21 protein-coding genes and 1 tRNA gene are annotated in these 20,104 nt (G+C 55.5%); 17 read left to right on the top strand and 5 right to left on the bottom strand.

The features are described 5' to 3' along the window. The 13 genes from RTX96_RS14870 to RTX96_RS14810 form a co-directional block, all read left to right on the top strand. A partial coding sequence (locus RTX96_RS14870) for an IS1 family transposase (protein ID WP_257394686.1) occupies window positions 1-203 on the top strand: 203 nt, incomplete at its 5' end. Then, entirely contained in the window at window positions 200-1,180 is a 981-nt protein-coding gene (locus tag RTX96_RS14865) for an IS5-like element ISKpn26 family transposase (protein ID WP_020899206.1), read from the top strand. The genes RTX96_RS14870 and RTX96_RS14865, both read left to right, overlap by 4 nt. Before the next feature lie 589 nt (window positions 1,181-1,769). Next, complete coding sequence (locus tag RTX96_RS14860; protein ID WP_154283625.1) at window positions 1,770-2,138, top strand: hypothetical protein; 369 nt, start codon at window positions 1,770-1,772, stop codon at window positions 2,136-2,138. 462 nt (window positions 2,139-2,600) lie between these two features. Further along, window positions 2,601-2,966 (top strand): hypothetical protein, encoded by a 366-nt coding sequence (locus RTX96_RS14855; RefSeq protein ID WP_006781400.1) that lies wholly within the window; start codon window positions 2,601-2,603, stop codon window positions 2,964-2,966. 84 nt (window positions 2,967-3,050) lie between these two features. Continuing rightward, window positions 3,051-3,698 carry a hypothetical protein gene (locus RTX96_RS14850; RefSeq protein WP_006781402.1) on the top strand — a complete coding sequence of 216 codons (648 nt, stop codon included), beginning with the start codon at window positions 3,051-3,053 and terminating at the stop codon, window positions 3,696-3,698. Window positions 3,699-3,773: 75 nt separating this feature from the next. Then, window positions 3,774-4,376 (top strand): DUF3085 domain-containing protein, encoded by a 603-nt coding sequence (locus RTX96_RS14845; RefSeq protein ID WP_006781404.1) that lies wholly within the window; start codon window positions 3,774-3,776, stop codon window positions 4,374-4,376. A gap of 67 nt (window positions 4,377-4,443) precedes the next feature. Further along, a complete protein-coding gene (locus RTX96_RS14840) occupies window positions 4,444-4,791 on the top strand; it encodes a hypothetical protein (RefSeq protein WP_006781405.1) in 348 nt (115 codons plus the stop codon). A gap of 81 nt (window positions 4,792-4,872) precedes the next feature. Further along, the gene (locus RTX96_RS14835) at window positions 4,873-5,859 is read left to right on the top strand and encodes an ArdC family protein (protein WP_006781408.1); all 987 of its coding nucleotides are present in this window, start codon (window positions 4,873-4,875) and stop codon (window positions 5,857-5,859) included. A gap of 105 nt (window positions 5,860-5,964) precedes the next feature. After that, on the top strand, window positions 5,965-6,897 hold the full coding sequence (locus RTX96_RS14830; protein ID WP_006781409.1) for a DUF1281 domain-containing protein: 933 nt from the start codon (window positions 5,965-5,967) through the stop codon (window positions 6,895-6,897). A 108-nt stretch (window positions 6,898-7,005) separates the two neighbouring features. Then, window positions 7,006-7,689, top strand: a complete 684-nt coding sequence (locus RTX96_RS14825) for an N-6 DNA methylase (protein ID WP_006781411.1) — start codon at window positions 7,006-7,008, stop codon at window positions 7,687-7,689. Between the two features lie 128 nt (window positions 7,690-7,817). Then, a complete protein-coding gene (locus RTX96_RS14820; protein WP_006781413.1) occupies window positions 7,818-9,326 on the top strand; it encodes a UvrD-helicase domain-containing protein in 1,509 nt (502 codons plus the stop codon). 66 nt (window positions 9,327-9,392) lie between these two features. Beyond that, window positions 9,393-11,036: a conjugal transfer nickase/helicase domain-containing protein gene (locus RTX96_RS14815; protein ID WP_006781415.1), complete on the top strand. Its 1,644-nt coding sequence runs from the start codon at window positions 9,393-9,395 to the stop codon at window positions 11,034-11,036. A gap of 57 nt (window positions 11,037-11,093) precedes the next feature. Continuing rightward, window positions 11,094-12,095, top strand: coding sequence for a tyrosine-type recombinase/integrase (locus RTX96_RS14810; protein WP_006781417.1), 1,002 nt, complete (start codon window positions 11,094-11,096; stop codon window positions 12,093-12,095). A gap of 181 nt (window positions 12,096-12,276) precedes the next feature. Here the strand turns inward: RTX96_RS14810 and RTX96_RS14805 are convergent. Continuing rightward, window positions 12,277-12,352 (bottom strand) — tRNA-Phe (locus RTX96_RS14805). 105 nt (window positions 12,353-12,457) lie between these two features. After that, window positions 12,458-13,174: a DUF554 domain-containing protein gene (locus tag RTX96_RS14800; RefSeq protein ID WP_312671461.1), complete on the bottom strand. Its 717-nt coding sequence runs from the start codon at window positions 13,172-13,174 to the stop codon at window positions 12,458-12,460. Window positions 13,175-13,446: 272 nt separating this feature from the next. Here RTX96_RS14800 and RTX96_RS14795 point away from each other — a divergent pair, with 272 nt between their 5' ends. Next, on the top strand, window positions 13,447-15,588 hold the full coding sequence (locus RTX96_RS14795; RefSeq protein WP_312671460.1) for an ornithine decarboxylase: 2,142 nt from the start codon (window positions 13,447-13,449) through the stop codon (window positions 15,586-15,588). A gap of 40 nt (window positions 15,589-15,628) precedes the next feature. On the opposite strand, the gene mltC is transcribed toward RTX96_RS14795, so the two are convergent. From mltC to mutY, 3 genes are read right to left on the bottom strand one after another with little or no spacing between them, the layout of a single operon-like run. Next, window positions 15,629-16,717: a membrane-bound lytic murein transglycosylase MltC gene (gene mltC / locus RTX96_RS14790; RefSeq protein WP_103820746.1), complete on the bottom strand. Its 1,089-nt coding sequence runs from the start codon at window positions 16,715-16,717 to the stop codon at window positions 15,629-15,631. Between the two features lie 59 nt (window positions 16,718-16,776). Beyond that, window positions 16,777-17,046, bottom strand: coding sequence for an oxidative damage protection protein (locus RTX96_RS14785; protein WP_042390388.1), 270 nt, complete (start codon window positions 17,044-17,046; stop codon window positions 16,777-16,779). 25 nt (window positions 17,047-17,071) lie between these two features. Beyond that, window positions 17,072-18,124: an A/G-specific adenine glycosylase gene (mutY, locus tag RTX96_RS14780; RefSeq protein ID WP_312671459.1), complete on the bottom strand. Its 1,053-nt coding sequence runs from the start codon at window positions 18,122-18,124 to the stop codon at window positions 17,072-17,074. 155 nt (window positions 18,125-18,279) lie between these two features. Here mutY and trmB point away from each other — a divergent pair, with 155 nt between their 5' ends. Genes trmB through RTX96_RS14765 form a run of 3 tightly spaced genes read left to right on the top strand, consistent with a single transcriptional unit; the run spans window position 18,280 to window position 20,103 of the window. Further along, window positions 18,280-18,999 carry a tRNA (guanosine(46)-N7)-methyltransferase TrmB gene (gene trmB / locus RTX96_RS14775; protein ID WP_042390391.1) on the top strand — a complete coding sequence of 240 codons (720 nt, stop codon included), beginning with the start codon at window positions 18,280-18,282 and terminating at the stop codon, window positions 18,997-18,999. After that, a complete protein-coding gene (locus RTX96_RS14770) occupies window positions 18,999-19,325 on the top strand; it encodes a YggL family protein (RefSeq protein ID WP_103820744.1) in 327 nt (108 codons plus the stop codon). Before trmB ends, RTX96_RS14770 begins: the two co-directional genes overlap by 1 nt. A gap of 58 nt (window positions 19,326-19,383) precedes the next feature. Then, a complete protein-coding gene (locus tag RTX96_RS14765; protein ID WP_103820743.1) occupies window positions 19,384-20,103 on the top strand; it encodes a DUF2884 domain-containing protein in 720 nt (239 codons plus the stop codon). The last annotated feature ends 1 nt before the right edge of the window (window position 20,104 follow it).

The raw sequence follows: 20,104 nt of genomic DNA, 5'->3' as shown, positions 1-20,104 counted from the left end.
TCAGCAAGCGATATACGCAGCGAATTGAGCGGCATAACCTGAATCTGAGGCAGCACCTGGCACGGCTGGGACGGAAGTCGCTGTCGTTCTCAAAATCGGTGGAGCTGCATGACAAAGTCATCGGGCATTATGGAAGGTGCGAACAAGTTCCTGATATGAGATCATCATATTCATCCGGAGCGCATCCCAGAGGGACATCATGAGCCATCAACTCACCTTCGCCGATAGTGAATTCAGCACTAAGCGCCGTCAGACCCGAAAAGAGATTTTCCTCTCCCGCATGGAGCAGATTCTGCCATGGCAGAATATGACCGCTGTCATCGAGCCGTTTTATCCCAAGGCGGGCAATGGCCGACGGCCCTATCCGCTGGAGACCATGCTGCGTATTCACTGCATGCAGCATTGGTACAACCTGAGCGACGGTGCCATGGAAGATGCCCTGTACGAAATCGCCTCCATGCGCCTGTTTGCCCGATTATCCCTGGATAGCGCCCTGCCGGATCGCACCACCATCATGAATTTCCGCCACCTGCTCGAGCAGCATCAACTGGCCCGTCAATTGTTCAAGACCATCAATCGCTGGCTGGCCGAAGCAGGCGTCATGATGACCCAAGGCACTTTGGTGGATGCCACCATCATTGAGGCACCCAGCTCTACCAAGAACAAAGAGCAGCAACGCGATCCGGAGATGCATCAGACCAAGAAAGGCAATCAGTGGCACTTTGGCATGAAGGCCCACATTGGTGTCGATGCCAAGAGTGGCCTGACCCACAGCCTAGTCACCACCGCGGCCAACGAGCATGACCTCAATCAGCTGGGTAATCTGCTTCATGGAGAGGAGCAATTTGTCTCAGCCGATGCCGGCTACCAAGGAGCGCCACAGCGCGAGGAGCTGGCCGAGGTGGATGTGGACTGGCTGATCGCCGAGCGTCCCGGCAGGGTAAAAACCTTGAAGCAGCATCCGCGCAAGAACAAAACGGCCATCAACATCGAATACATGAAAGCCAGCATCCGTGCCAGGGGGGAGCACCCGTTTCGCATCATCAAGCGGCAGTTCGGCTTCGTGAAAGCCAGATACAAGGGGCTGCTGAAAAACGATAACCAACTGGCGATGTTATTCACCCTGGCCAACCTGTTTCGGGTGGACCAAATGATACGTCAGTGGGAGAGATCTCAGTAAAAACCGGAAATAACGCCAGAAATGGTGGAAAAAATAGCCTAAATAGGCTGATTCGATGTGTTTGCGGGAAAAAAATCGGCCCAGATCCGCGAAATTTTAATCAGCGAGTCAGCTTGGGAAGAAATGACCTGCTTATTCGCACCTTCCTTAGTTAGGATATAAGTCAGCGAAAATGTATAAATAATCTTAGCCGTAGGCTAGGGACTGTTATTAAAAAAAGTTAATGACAATATTGTGCCAGTTCGTCAGTTGACATGTTCACTATTTGCTCTGAAAATAGACAGGCTTACTTGTTGCTACATGCAACCAGCTAATGCTCCGGCAGTCTGAGAGGAGCGCCTTCGGGTGACTAGCAGCTAACGTTTCACCGGTCTGAGAGAAACACCTTCGGGTGACCGGAAAATCCTCGCAGCCTGAGAGAGGATACCTTCGGGTGGTAAATCCGTTTAACCTCTGGAAACGGATATCGCTGAACAGTGATTGAGGTCATTTCAACTTATCAGACAGTCAGAATGTTGTTTTTTCTGACTCCCCGACGGGAAACACTTCCCGGTCGGGCAGGTGTTTCCTTTTTTTATGGAGAAACACCATGTCTGTCATCTCTTTTGCGGTTTTCCCTGAACATCTCCTTACTCAGCTTCAGCAGTCTGCTGACGCAGCTGTCCGGAGATTGAAATCTTTCATTTATCTGCATCGCAACAGCAGCTGGTATGTCAACGGTTCGGGCAATTATGCCGTCCGTGCGCACATCACTTCTGTCAAAGACCAGGGCGTTAACGTCTTTCTTACCGTTCGTACAGGTTGCCACCGCGCCGAGTATGTTTTTCACCGCCTGCCGGTTTCCTTTCCTGAGGGAATAACAGGTCGTCGAAACGCATACCGCCATGCTTGCCGTCAGGCACAGCATCTGGCACACCTGCGCTACCGTTTTCTTTCCGGAGGGCATTCTCATGACTGAAGCACTGCACGATGTCACTTTCCGTATTCTGTCGATGTCTGAGACGCGACGGGATGTATGTCCCGCTCAGTATGGCCCCGTAAGTGGTGTTTTCATCCGGGCGAAATCCTCAGAGATAACGTCTCCTGTGGCGAACAGGTTTTTGTCGCACCGCTCGGTGATTGTGATCCGGCTGACCCCGAACTCTGTGTATGGTGTCAGTATTACGGATATTCTCCCCGGGTGGAGGCTGGCGACATACTGGATGGCGTGGCCGTTTCGGGCATAAATTCCGTAGATCCACTGTCGGTAGCTGCGTTGAAAAGCCTGCGCTTTAATCCTGAATATGTGTATCAGGAGCAATCTGATTCATATGCACTGAACTGATCGGTTGATGAACGCCGGTCAAAAAATGTTGTGGACCCTGACGGGGATATCTCTCCGTCGGAGGGAATATCCCGTTATTTACCTGAGGATATACCCATGCACACAGACGTTTATACGCTTAAAACTCCACTGGACACGCTCAGCTGGCTTTGCCTGCTTGAGAGTGAACTTCTGAGCATAAGGGCATTCCAGCGTCTCGATCTTCATACGGACCGGGATGAACCGAATGAACTGACGTTTCTGGAAGATTCCATCATTGGCACCGGCACAGCTTATGGCTGGTTTGTCTTTTTACTCGGGGAAGGCGATATTCCGCCTTTGCCTGATACGTCTAAAAATTTGCTCTTCACGCTGGACGAGCTGGGAAAAGAAATTAACCGGCCCTTCTGGGAGAAGGCCGTGGATGAAGGTATCCAGGATGCCCGGTGTGATCGGGCTATAGCGGCTCTCGAACGGATGTAACCAGCAGAAAGAACACACCCTGACGGGGATTTACTCCCGTCCGGGGGATAAATCCCCCCTTTTTTATTCGCGGAGGATTTATCGATGAAAAACCTGTTTTCTTCGCCGGCTTCCATGTCGGTTGTCTACACCATCGAGCACGTCAGCACGGTTCCGTTGCGACACTGGCATGCTTTCGTTCTGGCCGTCACAGAAACTTTCTGGCAACTGCCGGTGCGTCTGCGTCCGGGGAATACGTATCTGCCGTCGCTTAATCGCGCGGCTGACCTCTTTCCGGTTGCTGATGTCATGGCGTTTTGTGGCGACACAGGCGGCAGTGTCTGGCCGGTCAACATGACGATTGAGCGTGAGCGCAACCGCAATACGCTGAGTATCCAGGAGCTGGATTTTCAGCATCAGCCCTGCGATTTCTTTGCACGCATTGTGATGGTCCTGCTGCATAACCTGTGTCCGGGCAGCTTTCGGATACATTCTTCTGACGAAGGCCGCAGCTGGGCGTTACCGTTACGCTGGATTGAGCGACATCTCGGCCTGCCTGAGCAGCCGACGCTGACCGCGCCTCAGCCGGTACTGAAAACGCCGGTGCGTGGTGACGCGTTTGATTCCCTGCTGCTGCAGCTGCTCTGCGGTGGTGAGCGTGTGCTGAGCAACGACGACTGGAATGCGTTTACGGAGGCTGAATTTCAGCTGTATGAACTGAAGCGGGTCGCGGAAAAAACTGACGCGCTGTAAACAGTACTGACTTTAACCCCGTCGGGAGAGATCACTCCGGACGGGGCGGCTCTCCCGTTTTTAAAGGAGAGCCCCATGCTTTTTTTCGACAACAAAGACCTGACGAACGTCCTGCTGGCCGCCCGCATGCAGGGAGGTCAGCTTCACCTGGCAAAGGATGAGGGTGTTTATCTTATGCCGGCCACCGGTGCCTGGCAGGGCAACGATCCGGTGCCGCGTATTGCGTATGCCACAGGGTGTCACCCTCAGAAAAATGAGGACTGGTACGACACGGCACGCCTGCTTGCCGGCGGCGATGATTTCATTGAATCACTGTCGATAAGCGACGCGGTAGCCACCTCTGTACTGTCCGGCAGGACGGACCTGAGGATCCTGATTACCGACACACAGATACAGGTGCTCACCGCAGCGACTGACCGGGTGAAAGTCGCGCAGTACCGCCAGAAAGCCGATCAGCTTCTGGCGAGTGCAGTCTGTCACTTCAATGCCTGTGTCGGGCCTGATGAACTCTGCCGCTGGCGTGAAAACGCCGTGCGTCTGCTAAAGCAGGCGGCCTTCATCAGTTGTAAGCGGGCGAAGCCTGAAGATCATCAAACCTTTCTGAACGCCTGTGGCAGGCTGCAGGCCAGGTTATCGCAGGTGACCCCGCAGGGGGCGCTGCGAATAACCGGACGTTAACTCACCCCGGCAGGGACTTTTCCTGCCGGAAAGGTTCCTGCCTCTTTCTGAACCGAAGGAGGCCCGTATGGGACTGGATATTTTTCTCTACAGCCAGCACAGGCAGATCGTCGCAGTACCGGCACCGTATCATCCGGTGTATGAACTGAGCCGCGATTTTTCACTGATTACCTGGGTGGATAAGCATGTCGGTGAGGTGGAAAACGCGACCTGTCTGGAACTGTCACGCGAGCATATTCAGCAACTGAAAGAGAGGCTGGACTGTGCGATTGCGACATTTACAGAGGGGAATGAGGATAATCAGCTTCTTCAGCGCCGGCTGCAGTACGTTTTCACCCTGCGTGACAGGCTGGAAAGCCTGCTCAGTGATTTTGACTTTGAACATGAATACCTGTGGTTTTATGCCGCATGGTAACTGACTTCTGAATTTCCCGTCGACGGGCGTATCTCTGCGCCCGCCGGCGCAGGGGTATGCCTCTGATTAAAGGTATATCTCATGAAAAAAACGACTTCACACAAGGCGGCCCGCCGTCCGGCAAAACATACTGACCTTTATCGTCAGATCACCGACCGCATTGTTGTCGCTCTGGAAAACGGCGTCGCGCCCTGGCGTAAGCCGTGGCGCGCGGCTGCCGGCATCGGTCTGGCCGGTCTGCCCCTAAATGCCACAACCGGACGTCACTACAGCGGCGTGAATGTCCTGCTTCTCTGGATGTCAGCGGAAGAGCAGGGTTTTCGCAATAACCGCTGGATGACTTACCGGCAGGCGCAGCAGGCTGGCGGGCAGGTGCGTAAGGGTGAGAAAGCCACCCTGGCGGTGGTTTATAAGGACTGGACGAAGCAGGCGGAGGATCGCGAAGGCAACCGCCTTTATGACAGTGACGGTAAACCGCTGATGGAAACCGTGCCGATGCTTAAACCCCTGCAGCTGTTCAACGCTGAGCAGTGTGAGGGGTTGCCGGCAGAGGTTGCGGCTTCACCTGAGCAACCGCCGACGGTGGATGAGGACGGCATACTCAGCCCGGACGTGATGAACAGGGTGATCCGGATGTTTAACGCCACAGGGGTTAAACACCGGATGCTGCCTCAGAACCGGGCTTATTACCGTCCGCTGACGGATGAAATTGTGATGCCGGTGGCTGAGCAGTTTTTTACGGAGGCGGACTGCTGGTCCACGCTGCTGCATGAACTGGTACACAGTACCGGTCATGCGAAGCGACTTAACCGGGAGGGGATAACCTCCTCATCCCGCAAGTTCGGGGACCCGGTGTATGCCTTTGAGGAGCTCATCGCCGAAATGGGCAGTGCGTTTTTGTGTGCCCAACTCGGGGTATTCGGTGAGGTTCAGCACGACAGCTATGTGGACCACTGGCTGAAGGTGCTGAAATCTGACAAAAAGGCCCTGTTCCGCGCCTGCCGGCATGCCCGGGAAGCGTCGGAATATCTACTGGCACTGCCTGAAAGTCAGGCTGTGGCGGCGTAATTAACTTATCCGGTGGCGGTTATTCCGTAACTGTCGCCCTCCCGTGAGGACACCGCTCCTCACGGGGCTGTGTCCTCTTTTTTTTATGAAAGAGGAGTATTCACTATGTCCGAATGGTGTCATAACCGCCTGGAAATCACCGGTAAATCCGTCTGCATTGATGTCATGCTGCAGTGGATAAACGGAACTGACGTACCGCGTCACCGCCACGCAGTGCAGCAGAGCATACAGCTTTTTCTGGCTGGCGCGGCGGGGATACTCAAGCCGGTGCGCACAACGTCGTATCCGCCCTGTCAGGGGCTGGTCCGTGCAGGCACAGGGCTTTCCACTGCGGCCAATCAGGCGTTTGAAAGCTGGCTGGCGCTCCTGCTGAAGGATGCCATCCTCGATGCGGAAACCATCCGGGCCATTGACCGGCTGTATCACCAGTCAGGTCTGGGCGCGCTGAAATGGGAGAATATTCCCGACCCGGCACGTGAGGTTATGGCGGAGCTGATTGCCAGGCAATACACCGACTGGTTTGGTCTGGTCAGCGCCGGCGATGAGTCTGATGCCGCAACTGCCTGGGAGCGGCTCAGCCAGTATCCTGAACGCTCCCAGCCCTGCGATATGCTGGCCGTCATACCTACGCGGCTGGCAGCAGAGCTGAACGGTTCCGGAGGGCTGATGTCAGGCGTATCGACCACAACCAGCCTCTACTGCCGGCAGTACGGCATGGAGTGGCCTGCCGGGCACAATGTCAACTGGCAGCGGCATTCGCCAAACAGTCTTACGCTGCAGATGGATACGCCCTGGCTTCCGCCGTCAGGTGAGGTTGTCGGGGAAATTTCTGCGGTATTTGACTGCGAGGTGCGTCACAGCTACAGCGAGCCCGTGAGCGGGCTCAGCGGTTACGACTGCTATGACGGCGGCGAACATGTCGACGGACACAAAGGTGCGGCCGGCGCGTCTCAGCCCGGTCAGGTGCTTTATCTCGTCAGCGATGAGCCGGCGTTATCGACTCAGGAAGCAGCATCTTATCGTGAGGTCCGGGGGTAAAAGCCTGTTCCTCCGTTAACCCAGCCACGGCAATGCCGTGGCTTTTTACCCTCAGGGGACACGTCCCCTGGTCAGGGTGCGTGTTCCCTTTTTTTATGGAGAAGACGCATGCCTGGCATGATTAACCACGAAAAAGCCTTTGTTAAGTTGTTCAGTCAGACGGCCCGGTATCATCACCGGTTTAAAGTGTTTGAAGACTTCATCAGCTGCAGCGTCATCGCGCTGGAAAACCGGCTTCACTTCAGTGAAGCGCAGGAGCAAAAGTATCTGCGTATAGTCGGTGGATACGAAAAGGAGGACGTCACGCGCATGGCGCAGCTGCTGGCCCACGTTGTTAACGGGCTGGGTGAAGCGCCCGGGGACTTCCTTGGCCGCGTCTTTATGCAGCTGGAGCTGGGTGACAAATACAGGGGGCAGTTTTTCACGCCCTGGGACGTGGCCAGAATGATGGCGGCCATGCAGCTGGGCGACACTGAAGCGTTGTTCCGTGACAAACCCTTCATCACCCTGAGTGAACCTGCGTGCGGTGCCGGCTGCATGGTGCTGGCATTTGCTGATGTTCTGCAAAAGGCGGGGTGGCCACCGCACCGGTATCTGTGGGTATCCGCGACAGATATCGATCCGCTTGCGGCCGGAATGGCTTACATACAGCTGTCCCTGTGCGGGATTGCCGGCGAAGTGGTGGTAGGTAATACCCTGGCGAATGAACGACGCCGGATACTCTATACCCCCGGGCACTATCTCGGCGGCTGGCCTGTTCGTCTGGATCCACGGTACTTGCAGGCGGCATAATCACATCCACACGCTCCCGCCCGGGAGCGTTTTTTATTTCTGAAGCACGGTATCTGGTTTTTTATCGTAGTGAACTCTTCCCGCTGTCAGGCTGTTTTTTTTCACATCTGCTGCTGCGGGAGAACACAGTGACCTGGAAAACAACAGCCGAACAAAACGCCATCATCGAATGGAAGGGTAATCATCTTGTGGTAAATGCGTTTGCAGGCACAGGCAAAACCTCCACGTTAGTGAACTACGCTGAAGCCAACCCGGAAAGTAAGATGCTTTACCTTGCCTATAATCGCGCTGTGCGGGATGAGGCTGAACGCAAATTCCCCTATAACGTAGAGTGTAAAACGTCGCATCAGCTGGCATGGGCCCGTTTCGGCAGGCATTTCCGTGACCGGCTGACAGCCAGTCTGCGCATTACGGATGTGGCCCGCAAGCTCAATACCCGCCACTGGCCGCTGGCGCGGCTGGCGCTAAGCGGGCTGAACATGTTCCTCTGCAGTGCAGATACTGAGCCGGGGCTGATACATCTGCCGTCTGAGGATGATCGCCACGGTCTCGATGCCGGTAAAATTCTGGGGGCAATCCAAATCCTCTGGTATGAAATGAGCCGTACTGATTCAACCTTTCCCGTCACGCACGACACCTACCTTAAACTTTTCCAGCTTTCACATCCTGATTTATCAACACGCTGGGATACCATCCTTTTCGATGAGGCGCAGGACGCTAACCCGGTGACCAGTGCGTTTGTACTGAATCAGCCCTGCCGGGTCATCCTGGTCGGCGACCGCTACCAGCAGATTTACCGCTTTCGCGGGGCGGATAACGCGCTCAATGCCCCTCAGCTGGCGCAGGCAGACAAATTGTGGCTGACGGCGAGTTTTCGTTTTGGCCCTGAGGTCGCGCGTATGGCCAACATCCTGCTGGACCGTGCCGGTGAAGATAAACAGGTAACAGGCAACGGGGGGGAAGACAGTGTGGTGACCCGAATTCCGGAGGGAACTGAGCACATTGCTGTACTGAGCCGGACGGTATCCGGTGTGATTGGGAGTGCTTTAACGGCAAGTCTCATGGAGAAAAAGGTCTTCTGGGTCGGCGGGATTGAAGGCTACAAGACCGAAGAGCTTGAGGATCTGTACTGGTTCTCCGCCGATATGCCTGAAAAGATGCAGTCCCCGCGCTTCAGCCGGGACTACCGGGATTTTGACGAGTACTGCTCGATAGCCAAAGCCACGCAGGACGTGGAGATGAACCAGGCTATTCGCCTGCTCGATGACTTTTTCCCGCTCCCTCAAAAGCTGGCCATTATGCGCCGTCAGGTCGTCACTCATGAAAAAGAGGCTCAGGTCACGGTTTCAACCGCACACCGCAGCAAGGGGCTCGAATGGCCGGTGGTGATGCTGAGTGAGGATTTTACCGACATTACCGACCCGCTTCTTTCGCAGGATGAGCGGCAGGATGAGACCAACCTGCTGTACGTGGCTGTCACCCGGGCCAGAAGAACGCTCGTGCTTAACGAGTTGATGCGCTGGCTGAGCGATGAAGGCGGGAAAAACCGCGAGACGACGTACGAAACCGTACCGTCCGGAAATGGAGAGAGTGCCGACAGCCACGAAGAAACGGGAAAAACTTCTGAGAATGAGTAACTGGTTTTTTATGGTGAAGCGCGGGGAGTGTCACAACACTGGGCAGCCCTATACCAGGAGAAAATCATGCGCGACAGAATCAGGACTCTGAGGTTTCTGTTTTCAAAAGGTGAACCGGAACCAGCACGTCATGTATCCGCTTTCACACCTGCCGGCTACCACGCTCCGCGTACGGTCGATACGCTGTGCTGTAGCCCGTTGAGAAAAACCTGCCTGCAACAAATATGGGAAAACAGCTCACTTCCGGCGGATGTTTATCACCGGTTTTATATAACGCCACTGCATGGCTTACTGGCCAGGGTACAGAATGTGCCGGCAACACAGCAGGGAAGGTGGTCGCAGTCAGACGGCTTCGGGGACCTTACGCTGCAGTTCACAACCTGTGCGGTCAGACTGGCCAAAGGATACATGTTTCCACCCGGAGCTGCGCCAGAAGAGCAGGCAGAGCAAAACGTGATGTGGAATACGGTCATTTTCTGGTCTGCACTGTTCTGGCATTTGCCGCTCCTGGCGTCTCTGGAGGGGGAGCTGCTTGATGGTAAAAGCTGGCTTCCGGGAATAACCGTTCCGGACTCGCCTTATCGATTTCGCTTCCGGGAAGCTGACAACTCCTCAGCTTTTGCAGCGCTGGCAGCCGGACAACTTATGCCAGCGGAAGCGACAGGCTGGCTGGCAGAAAATCCCGAAGCTCTGGGCAATCTTGCCGGGGCCTTATGGAACCAGCATCCGGCAATGCCGTTGATCCGAAGCCTGATGAAACAAGCAGCTGAGAAAACAGAGTCTCCTCTGATGGAGAGGAAACCTGCGGAAATTTTAGGTTCTTATGCAGGTGAAATTCCAGTAAATACAGCCCTTTCAAATGAGGGGGGCGCTACGGTTTTACCTACAGATATGTTATCTGAACAAACAGCTCTGAGCGGGGCAACTGATCCATCTTCCCCTGAGATCTTTACACTTGCCACAGGTATTGATAACCCCACTCAGCTTAGTGATTCACCAGTTAAAAGCCGTGAAGAAAACGAAGCAGAAAGTGTTTTAAGCGAAATCGAAAAAAGTACTGGCTCTGACTCTCTGCCCTCTGAAGATGATGCTGATGCTCTCCTTTCTCTTTTCGACATGTCAGGAGATGCTAAAGCTTCAGAAAATGAAGGTGAGGTACAGGCAGGCGTGTCCGTTGTGATTGCAGAGGAACAGCAATCGTCAGAACCCCTTGAAAAGATAGAAGACCCCGCAAATGAAAAGGAACCGTCTGCAAAAGGAAACTCGGACTATTCTCAGGTTGCAATTGTTAACAAATGTGATGAAAGATCAGATTCCGTACCCGTAGCAGTCTCCGGTACTGACGTAGCGGAAGGAGAACAGTTTTTTGACTGGCTCCGGGAGGGACTCAATCGGGGAGATATTAGTTTTAATGGTAAAGCAGACAAAATCCATGTTATTGCCGGCTATGTCTTTTTACCCGTCCCCGGTATCTTTTTCGACTACCTTAAGGCCACTGGTTCGACTATTCAACGGGAAAGCATTCAGGCTTCTTTTGAGCGACTTAACCTGCATAAGCGTCGTGATAACAGGAGATTTTATTTTGCTCAGCTTTACGATACACCCGACAAGTCCGGGAGGTTCAAACGGGTAAAAGGCTACCTGGTGAAAAGCAGGCGGGTATACAGAAAGACCATCCCTCAGGACAGTCAGTTCATTTTGTTCCCCTGACCACAACGTCGGTCTGACATCTGGTGCGTTACTGTTACTAAGAGAGGAATGGAAAAAATGAACGAAAATAGTGCTGACTGGCTCTGGCAGGAACTTATGGATGAGTACTTTTTCTGTAAATCGCTGCGCGAAGATACCGAGTGGAGTTATAAGAAGGTTGTTCGTGGTTTCAGGAAGCATATCGGGGAAGCCTGTCCGCCTTACGGCATAACCAGTCGCGATGTGCTTGAGTGGCGAAGGCATGTGCTCAAGAAGCAGTGCCTTTCTGCACATACCTGGAACAATAAGGTCAGCCATATGCGTGCCCTGTATAATTTTGCCATCACTTCTCAACTGACGAACTTAAGTAAAAATCCCTTCAATGGCGTATCGGTCAAACAGGACAAGAAGCGTAAAAAAACGCTAACAAAAAACCAGATGACAAAAATCTGGCTAACTATGCAGCAATTTGCTTCTGAGCCCAGAACCGAATCTAAATGCGCTCTGAGGCCAGTATGGTACTGGCTGACTGTCCTGGACACCTTGCGTTACACTGGTATGCGGCAAAATCAACTGCTCCATATACGTCTAAAAGATGTGTCTCTTGACGATGGGTGGATTGAATTAAGAGCGGAAGGCAGTAAAACGTACCGGGAATGGCGGGTTCCCGTTGTCAGTCATTTACGACCGAGACTGGAAGCATTGCTTCAGCGTGCAAGGGACTGCGGTGCCGGCAATAATGATGCGCTTTTTCACTATGAGCGGTTTGTCTCTTCGCCTGCAGAAAGGGCGTCTCTTTCGGAAAAACCATCGCTGCAACCGTTACGCTCTTTTTTTCGTAGACTGTCAAAAGAGTGCGGATTTGATGTTTCTCCCCACCGGTTCAGGCACACCCTTGCCACGACACTGATGAGCTCGCCTGAACGAAACCTGCAGCTGGTTAAGGGATTGCTGGGGCACCGCAACGTGAGTACAACAATGGAATATGTTGATATCAGTATGGATATTGTGAGCCAGGCGCTGGAAAAGGAAATGGCACTTTACACCGATAAGGCTGAAGAGATGTTTTACAATGGTTGACATTCAGTCACGTCATTGTAATTATTCACAGTGATCGAGAAAAGGGAGCCTGTGTCAGCAGGCTCCCTAATCGAGAGGGTAACTTCTTGATGTATGCTGATGTGAGGATCAACATCAACAAGTACCACTCCCGTTAAACGCCCGTCAGTTTTCTCACCTCTGACCAGCGTGCTTCGAATAGTGGTGCCCGGAGGCGGAATCGAACCACCGACACGGGGATTTTCAATCCCCTGCTCTACCGACTGAGCTATCCGGGCAACGGGGCGCATTAAAACCGATCCGCCTCCTGTCGTCAACGAAATTTATTTAAATCGTTGCAGACTGCACAATCTATCACCACTTTGCCGTCTCTGCATTCGTTTTCAGGCAAAAAATGCCGTCCAGGCGGCGGAAAGCGGCATAGCGAGAACCAGCGCGGGCAGCATGTTAGCGACAGCAAACATCTTGATGCCGCAGATCCGCAGCCCCGTAGCCAGCAGCAGGATACCGCCAACGGCGGTAAAATCGCCCATCATCGCAGGCGTCGTCAGGGGCATCACCAGCGTAGCGCAGGCCCCAAGGCTGAGCTGAATAAGCAGCATCGGTATAGAGATGGCGGCAACCGCAATGCCCAGCGAGGTGGCAAAAATCACGGCGGTAAAGAAATCGAGAAAAGCTTTGGCGATCAGGATGCTGGCATCGCCCGTCATCCCCTCGCGCATCGCGCCGAAGATCCCGGTGCCGCTGGCGCAGAAGAGGATAATGATCGCTACCAGACTCTGAATAAAGGTCTCGTGGGCAGCAACGGCATCCTGCTTGCCGCCGCGCTGTACCAGCCGGCGCAGGCCGTTCACCGCGCCGCCAATCCCACGCTCGACATAACATACCTCGCCAATCAGCGTGCCGAGCAGCGTCGCCAACACCATCACCGGTAGATTAACGCACTTCACCACCAGCAGAATACCAATGCCGAGCGAGCAGAGGCCAAAGATGGCGGGCATGGAGGTGCGCACACGCTCAGGCAGCCGCTGGCTTAGTACTGCGCCAAGGGTTCCGCCAATCAGCACGGCGGCGGCATTTATAAAGGGTCCGGTTAGCACGCTCTCTCTCCTGAAATATCGATTTACATAGCTGCATAGTATGCCGGAAAAACCCCGCTTTTACGCACTCATTGTGGGTTGCATGGGCAGTTTAAAAGTGACATGATTGCGCGAAATTTCTCCTTTCTACTCTTCATTAAACAACGGGGGCTGCTGGATGACATATCAATTCGCTCGCCGGACGTATCGCATAGTTATGCGATCCTCCTCCCGTATGTTGCCGATCCCGACTCTTCTCACCATGCGGTGAGGCTAACGGTTACCCATAGCTTATGAAAACGATGAAAATCGCTGCCAGCCGCGAGCTGGTCTCTGCGCTCTCCACGCACCGGGAGGTGGTGACGCTGGACAACACGGACTTTACAGATGTGGCGGCAGTCGTCATTACACGGGCGGGGAGCCAGAGCGGCATCCTCGCCCTGCTCAAGCGTACGGGCTTCAATCTGCCCGTATTTATGTTTGCCGATGAGCAGGCAGATACGCCCGCGGGCGTCGACGCGGTGATTAACGGCAAAGAGCAGGCGATGCTGGAGCTGGAAGCGGCTGCCTGCCGCTATGAAGAGAACCTGCTGCCGCCGTTTTTTGACACCCTGAGCCAGTACGTGGCGATGGATAACAGCACCTTTGCCTGTCCGGGTCATCAGCACGGCGCATTCTTTAAAAAGCATCCGGCGGGCCGCCAGTTCTTCGATTTCTTTGGCGAAAACGTCTTTCGTGCCGATATGTGCAACGCCGACGTCAAGCTGGGGGATCTGCTGATCCACGAAGGCTCCGCCAAGCACGCGCAGAAATTTGCCGCCAAAGTATTCAACGCCGACAAAACCTACTTCGTACTCAACGGCACCTCGGCGGCGAATAAGGTGGTAACTAACGCGCTGCTCACCCGCGGCGACCTGGTGCTGTTCGACCGCAACAACCATAAATCGAACCATCACGGCGCACTTATTCAGGCGGGGGCCACGCCGGTCTACCTGGAGGCCGCCCGTAACCCGTTCGGCTTTATTGGCGGGATCGACGCCCACTGTTTTGATGAGACATACCTGCGCGAGCAGATCCGCGCCGTAGCCCCGGAAAAAGCCGATGCCCCACGCCCGTTCCGCCTGGCGGTGATCCAGCTCGGCACCTATGACGGCACGATCTACAACGCCCGGCAGGTGATCGACAAGATCGGCGCGCTGTGTGACTACGTGCTGTTTGACTCTGCATGGGTGGGCTACGAGCAGTTTATCCCGATGATGGCGGACTGCTCGCCGCTGCTGCTCGATCTTAACGAGAACGATCCGGGGATCTTTGTTACCCAGTCAGTGCACAAGCAGCAGGCCGGTTTCTCTCAGACTTCGCAGATCCACAAAAAAGATAACCACCTGCGTGGCCAGGCGCGCTTCTGTCCGCACAAGCGGCTGAATAACGCCTTTATGCTCCACGCCTCTACCAGCCCGTTCTATCCGCTGTTCGCCGCTCTCGACGTCAACGCCAAAATTCACGAAGGGGAGAGCGGCCGCCGCCTGTGGGCCGAGTGCGTGGCGGTAGGCATTGAGGCACGCAAAGCGATCATTGCCAACTGCAAGATGATCAAACCTTTCGTGCCGCCGGAGGTGGCCGGGCGGCCGTGGCAGGATCACCCCACTCACGCCATTGCCAGCGAGCGCCGCTTCTTTAGCTTTGAACCGGGCGCGGCGTGGCACGGCTTTGAGGGCTATGCCCGCGACCAGTACTTTGTCGATCCCTGCAAGCTGCTGCTGACCACGCCGGGCATCGACGCGGAAACCGGCGAGTACAGCGAGTTTGGTATTCCGGCCACTATTTTAGCCCACTACCTGCGTGAGAACGGCATCGTGCCGGAGAAGTGCGATCTCAACTCGATCCTCTTCCTGCTGACGCCCGCCGAAAGCGAGGAGAAGCTCGCCCAGTTGGTCGCGATGCTGGCACAGTTTGAGCAGCATATTGAGGACGATACGCCGCTGGCCGACGTGCTGCCGACCATCTTTAATAAGTATCCGGTGCGCTACCGCGACTACACCCTGCGCGAGCTGTGCCAGGAGATGCACGATCTCTATGTCAGCTTTGGCGTGAAGGATCTGCAGAAGGCGATGTTCCGCCAGCAGAGCCTGCCGCCGGTGGCAATGAATCCGCAGGATGCCAACAGCGAGTTTATTCGCGGCAACGTGGAGCTGGTGCGTATCAGCGAGGCGGAGGGACGGATTGCCGCCGAGGGCGCGCTGCCCTATCCGCCAGGCGTACTCTGCGTGGTGCCGGGTGAGATCTGGGGCGGGGCGGTGCAGCGTTACTTCCTGGCGCTGGAGGAGGGGGTCAACCTGCTGCCGGGCTTCTCGCCGGAGCTGCAGGGGGTCTACAGCGAAACCGACCCCGACGGCATCAAGCGTTTATATGGGTATGTCGTGCAGCAGGCGTAGGCCGGGTAAGCGTCGCGCCACCCGGCGTTTTCATCGCGGCTTAAATTCTCCCTCCGCGATACCCTTTCTGTGCCGTATTTACCTTGTAGAGGTAGCGGCGCGACTCCGCCGACGGGTGGCGGGTCGTGAGCGTCTCATAGACGTCGCCCGGCGACATGTTATTAATGATGTTCGCCGCCTGCACCTTATCGTTAGAGAAGACCCGCAGTACGCTGCCTGCGCCGCCGTTATAGGCGGTGATCACCGCGTAGCGGCGTGAGGTTGGGTTGCTGATGCCGGCGAGGTAGATGTTGTTCAGCATCGCCAGATAGGCGGTCCCGGTATCGATATTGCTGGCGGGATCGAACAGGAAGCCGCGGTCCGGCATGCCAGAACGTCCCTGCGCCCGGAAGACATCTTTACCGGCGCTGTGCTGCACCACCTGCATCAGGCCCAGCGCGTCAGAGCGGCTGACCGCGTAGGGGTTGAACGACGATTCGGTCTGCATAATCGCCAGGATCAGCGACTCGTCCACGCCATATTTGCGTGCCGACTGGCGCACCATGCCCACATACTTATGCGCACGCTTATCGAGGTGGTTGGCCACCAGGTTGATGGTCACGCTGTAGATGATCTTCAGGCCGTTGGTGCGGCTCTTCATCTGGTTTTGCAGCAGATAGTCGGCATATTTCTCGGCGCGCCACTGCCAGCGGATCGCCTCGCCGTTGTTATCTACCACCTGACCATAGAGGAACGGTTGCTTGGAGATCTGAATATCATCAACGTCGGAGTAGAGATCGATAGAGCCGGGATCGTCGCCCATCAGCAGGGTTTTGATAATCGCCTGGCGCAGGTGCGCCGCCGGCTCGGTACCGGCAATGGTCTCGATAGTGATCGTCCCGGCATCGAAGTTGATGTGGCTGCGGGTCTGATACTGGTCGGTATACTTAACGTAGTCCTTGGGACCGGCAATCAGGACTTCGTTAAAACCCCAGATGTTTTCGATATTATGGGCAAACTGACCCATCAGGATATCAAAACCGTTGGTGTCCTTTACCCAGGCTTCGTTATAGCTATCGCCCTTTTTATTGGAACTGGAACACGAGATGAGCAACGGCGCAACAAGGGCTAGCGCTAAATATTTTTTCATCATTCCTGGATGTATGTTGTGTTAAGTCGTTATTCTTTCCAAAAAAAGGGCCGAGGCCCTTAATCTTGTGGCTTATAGCCTTCGATATGTACGTCTTTCCCTTCGAACAGGAAGTTCACCATCTCCTCTTCCAGCAGCTTGCGGTGCTCTACGTTCATCATGTTGAGCTTCTTCTCATTGATGAGCATGGTCTGCTTCTGCTGCCACTGGGACCAGGCTTCTTTGGAGATCTCGTTGTAGATCCGCTTGCCCAGATCGCCCGGATAGAGCTGGAAGTCCTGGCCTTCCGCTTCGCGGCCCAGGAAGGTACAAAAAATGGTTCTGCTCATGGTCACTCCTCGTGATGTCGCGGCGCTAAACGGGTGCGCCCGCGCGTAATTGTTGTAACAGGCGCTCTACCGGCGCGGCCAGGCCCACCGACGGCGGCTGGGCTAAGTTATACCAGAGACCTGTTCCCTCATCCATGCATGACGTGAAGGAGGACACGGGAAGCCACATCGGCACAATATCCAGATGGAAATGGCTGAATGTATGGCGAAATCCGTTGAGCTCGGTAAGAGTATCGGCCTGAATCTGCCGTTGCGCCAGCCAGTCGCGCAGGGCCGCGTCATCGCTGAACTGTGGGAAGCAGTAGAGGCCGCCCCACAGACCAGTTGGCGGACGGCGCTCAAGCCAGACCGTCTCACCGTGCTGCATCAGCAGCAGAAAACCGGTGCGCTCCGGCAGCGTCTGCTTCGGCTTTTTGCCCGGATACTGCGCCCAGCTCCCGTTGGCATAGGCGATACAGCCGTTGTTCAGCGGGCAGAGCGTACACTTCGGCTTCGAGCGGGTGCAGACCGTCGCGCCAAGATCCATCATCGCCTGGTTAAACTGCGCCACGCCCTCGGCGGGCGTCACCTTTTCGCTGATCTCCCACAGGCGCTTCTCCACCTCTTTGCGGCCTGGCCAGCCCTCAACGGCGTAGCAGCGGGCCAGCACGCGCTTCACGTTACCATCAAGAATAGGAAAGTGTTTGCCGAGCGCAAGGGAGAGCACCGCCCCCGCCGTTGATCGTCCGACGCCCGGCAGGGCGGCAACCTCTTCAAAGGTATCCGGGAACACGCCGCCGTGCTGGTCAGCCACCTGCTGCGCCGCCTTGTGCAGGTTGCGCGCGCGGGCGTAGTAGCCCAGCCCGGTCCACAGATGCAGCACCTCGTCGATGGGCGCGCGGGCCAGATCGGTCACCGTCGGGAAACGCGTCATAAAGCGCTCAAAGTAGGGGATAACCGTCGCCACCTGCGTTTGTTGCAACATCACCTCAGAGAGCCATACTTTGTAGGGCGTTTTTTCGATTTGCCAGGGCAGGGTTTTGCGCCCGAATTTGTCGTACCACTCCAGCACCTGGGCTGAAAACTGAGACGCGTGCATGATCAAAGCAGGAGTTCCGAGTTGCATGATTAAGGGGCCAGATTGCAGCACAGCGGCACCAGGCTGTAAACCGGAACTTTCCGGTGCTTGCATCCGGCTATTAACTTTGGATAATGCCCGTTTCCCGAACACTCTCACAAGCAGACTAAACACCTATGAACAACGACGTCATTTCACCCGAATTTGATGAAAACGGTCGCCCGCTGCGCCGTATTCGCAGCTTCGTCCGCCGCCAGGGCCGTCTGACCAAGGGGCAGCAGCACGCGCTGGATAACTTTTGGCCGGTGATGGGCGTTGAGTTTAGCGAGCAGCCGCTGGATTTCACCGCGCTGTTTGGCCGCGATGCGCCGGTGACTCTGGAGATTGGCTTTGGTATGGGCGCGTCGCTGGTGGCGATGGCGAAAGCCAGGCCGGAGCAGAACTTCCTTGGCATTGAGGTCCACTCCCCGGGCGTGGGGGCGTGCCTCGCCACCGCTCACGAAGAGGGGGTGGAGAACCTGCGCGTGATGTGTCACGACGCGGTAGAAGTGCTGCACAAGATGATCCCGGACAACTCGCTGAACATGGTGCAGCTCTTTTTCCCTGACCCGTGGCATAAAGCGCGCCATAATAAACGCCGTATCGTGCAGACGCCGTTTGCCGAACTGGTGAAGGGCAAGCTGAAGCTGGGCGGCGTCTTCCATATGGCGACCGACTGGGAAGCCTACGCCGAGCACATGCTGGAAGTGATGTCCGCAATCGACGGATACCAAAACCGCTCTGAGAGCGGCGACTATGTACCGCGCCCGGAGACGCGCCCGGTAACCAAATTTGAACAGCGTGGTCATCGTCTTGGCCACGGCGTATGGGACTTAATGTTCGAGAGGGTAAAATAATGGCAACAAACCGTAGCCGTCGTCTGCGTAAGAAGTTACATATCGATGAGTTCCAGGAGCTGGGTTTTTCCGTCGCCTGGCGTTTCCCGGAGGGCACCTCTGAGGAGCAGATCGACCAGACGGTTGATGCCTTCATCAACGAGGTGATTGAGCCAAACAAGCTGGCCTTTGACGGCAGCGGCTACCTGGTCTGGGAGGGGCTGATCTGCAAGCAGGAGATTGGCAAGTGCACCGAAGAGCATCAGGCTAGCGTGCGTAAGTGGCTGGAAGGCCGCGGCTTTGAAGATGTGCGCATCAGCGAACTTTTTGACGTCTGGTGGGACTAAGTCACTATCGGGGCTGGCGATTGCCGGCCCGTTTTGTCTCTACAGGACAGGAGCTTTTATGATGCGCAAAGCGCTGCTGGCTGCGGCACTGGCGGCAACCGCCTTCACCGCCCAGGCAGAATACAAATGTAGCGTAAACCCGCGTGACGACGTGATCCTCAACCCGCAAACCGTGCAGGTGGTGGGTGAGAACGGCAATCTGGTGATGACCCCAGACGGCAACGTCATGTTCAACGGCAAGCAGTATAGCCTCAGCGCTGCCCAGCGCGAACAGGCCAAAGATTATCAGGCCGATCTGCGCAGCGCGCTGCCGTGGATCGACGAGGGCGCGCGTAGCCGCGTTGAGAAGGGCCGCGTGGCGCTGGATAAGATCATTGCTAAAGAAGTGGGTCAAAGCAGCAACATGCGCGGGCGCTTAACCAAGCTCGACGCGCAGCTGAAAGAGCAGATGAACCGTATTATTGAGCATCGCAGCGACGGCCTCGCTTTTCACTATAAGGCGATTGATGAGGTACGCGCTAACGGTCAGCAGCTGGTGAACCAGGCAATGGGCGGCATCCTGCAGGACAGTATTAACGAGATGGGTGCTCAGGCGGTGCTGAAAGGCGGCGGTAACCCGTTGCAGAGCGTGATGGGTAGCCTCGGCGGCCTGCAAACCGCGATTCAAAGCGAGTGGAAGAATCAGGAAGCGGACTTTGAGCAGTTCGGTAAGGCGGTATGCAGCCGCGTTATCTCCCTCGAAGAGAGCCGCAAGACGCTGGTGAGCGGGCTGAAGTAAC

The organism is Pseudescherichia sp., from assembly GCF_032052675.1.
Classification (GTDB): Bacteria; Pseudomonadota; Gammaproteobacteria; order Enterobacterales; family Enterobacteriaceae; genus Pseudescherichia.
The sequence above is the reverse complement of the archived record's forward strand: the minus strand, read 5'-3'. Positions and strand labels throughout refer to the sequence as shown.

What these genes read in the sequence shown, in the direction of transcription:
- RTX96_RS14865 (WP_020899206.1), top strand. Translation starts at nt 200, where the DNA reads ATGAGCCATCAACTCACCTTCGCCGATAGTGAATTCAGCACTAAGCGC.
- RTX96_RS14860 (WP_154283625.1), top strand. Translation starts at nt 1,770, where the DNA reads ATGTCTGTCATCTCTTTTGCGGTTTTCCCTGAACATCTCCTTACTCAG.
- RTX96_RS14855 (WP_006781400.1), top strand. Translation starts at nt 2,601, where the DNA reads ATGCACACAGACGTTTATACGCTTAAAACTCCACTGGACACGCTCAGC.
- RTX96_RS14850 (WP_006781402.1), top strand. Translation starts at nt 3,051, where the DNA reads ATGAAAAACCTGTTTTCTTCGCCGGCTTCCATGTCGGTTGTCTACACC.
- RTX96_RS14845 (WP_006781404.1), top strand. Translation starts at nt 3,774, where the DNA reads ATGCTTTTTTTCGACAACAAAGACCTGACGAACGTCCTGCTGGCCGCC.
- RTX96_RS14840 (WP_006781405.1), top strand. Translation starts at nt 4,444, where the DNA reads ATGGGACTGGATATTTTTCTCTACAGCCAGCACAGGCAGATCGTCGCA.
- RTX96_RS14835 (WP_006781408.1), top strand. Translation starts at nt 4,873, where the DNA reads ATGAAAAAAACGACTTCACACAAGGCGGCCCGCCGTCCGGCAAAACAT.
- RTX96_RS14830 (WP_006781409.1), top strand. Translation starts at nt 5,965, where the DNA reads ATGTCCGAATGGTGTCATAACCGCCTGGAAATCACCGGTAAATCCGTC.
- RTX96_RS14825 (WP_006781411.1), top strand. Translation starts at nt 7,006, where the DNA reads ATGCCTGGCATGATTAACCACGAAAAAGCCTTTGTTAAGTTGTTCAGT.
- RTX96_RS14815 (WP_006781415.1), top strand. Translation starts at nt 9,393, where the DNA reads ATGCGCGACAGAATCAGGACTCTGAGGTTTCTGTTTTCAAAAGGTGAA.
- RTX96_RS14810 (WP_006781417.1), top strand. Translation starts at nt 11,094, where the DNA reads ATGAACGAAAATAGTGCTGACTGGCTCTGGCAGGAACTTATGGATGAG.
- RTX96_RS14795 (WP_312671460.1), top strand. Translation starts at nt 13,447, where the DNA reads ATGAAAACGATGAAAATCGCTGCCAGCCGCGAGCTGGTCTCTGCGCTC.
- mltC (WP_103820746.1), bottom strand. Translation starts at nt 16,717, where the DNA reads ATGAAAAAATATTTAGCGCTAGCCCTTGTTGCGCCGTTGCTCATCTCG.
- RTX96_RS14785 (WP_042390388.1), bottom strand. Translation starts at nt 17,046, where the DNA reads ATGAGCAGAACCATTTTTTGTACCTTCCTGGGCCGCGAAGCGGAAGGC.
- mutY (WP_312671459.1), bottom strand. Translation starts at nt 18,124, where the DNA reads ATGCACGCGTCTCAGTTTTCAGCCCAGGTGCTGGAGTGGTACGACAAA.
- trmB (WP_042390391.1), top strand. Translation starts at nt 18,280, where the DNA reads ATGAACAACGACGTCATTTCACCCGAATTTGATGAAAACGGTCGCCCG.
- RTX96_RS14770 (WP_103820744.1), top strand. Translation starts at nt 18,999, where the DNA reads ATGGCAACAAACCGTAGCCGTCGTCTGCGTAAGAAGTTACATATCGAT.
- RTX96_RS14765 (WP_103820743.1), top strand. Translation starts at nt 19,384, where the DNA reads ATGATGCGCAAAGCGCTGCTGGCTGCGGCACTGGCGGCAACCGCCTTC.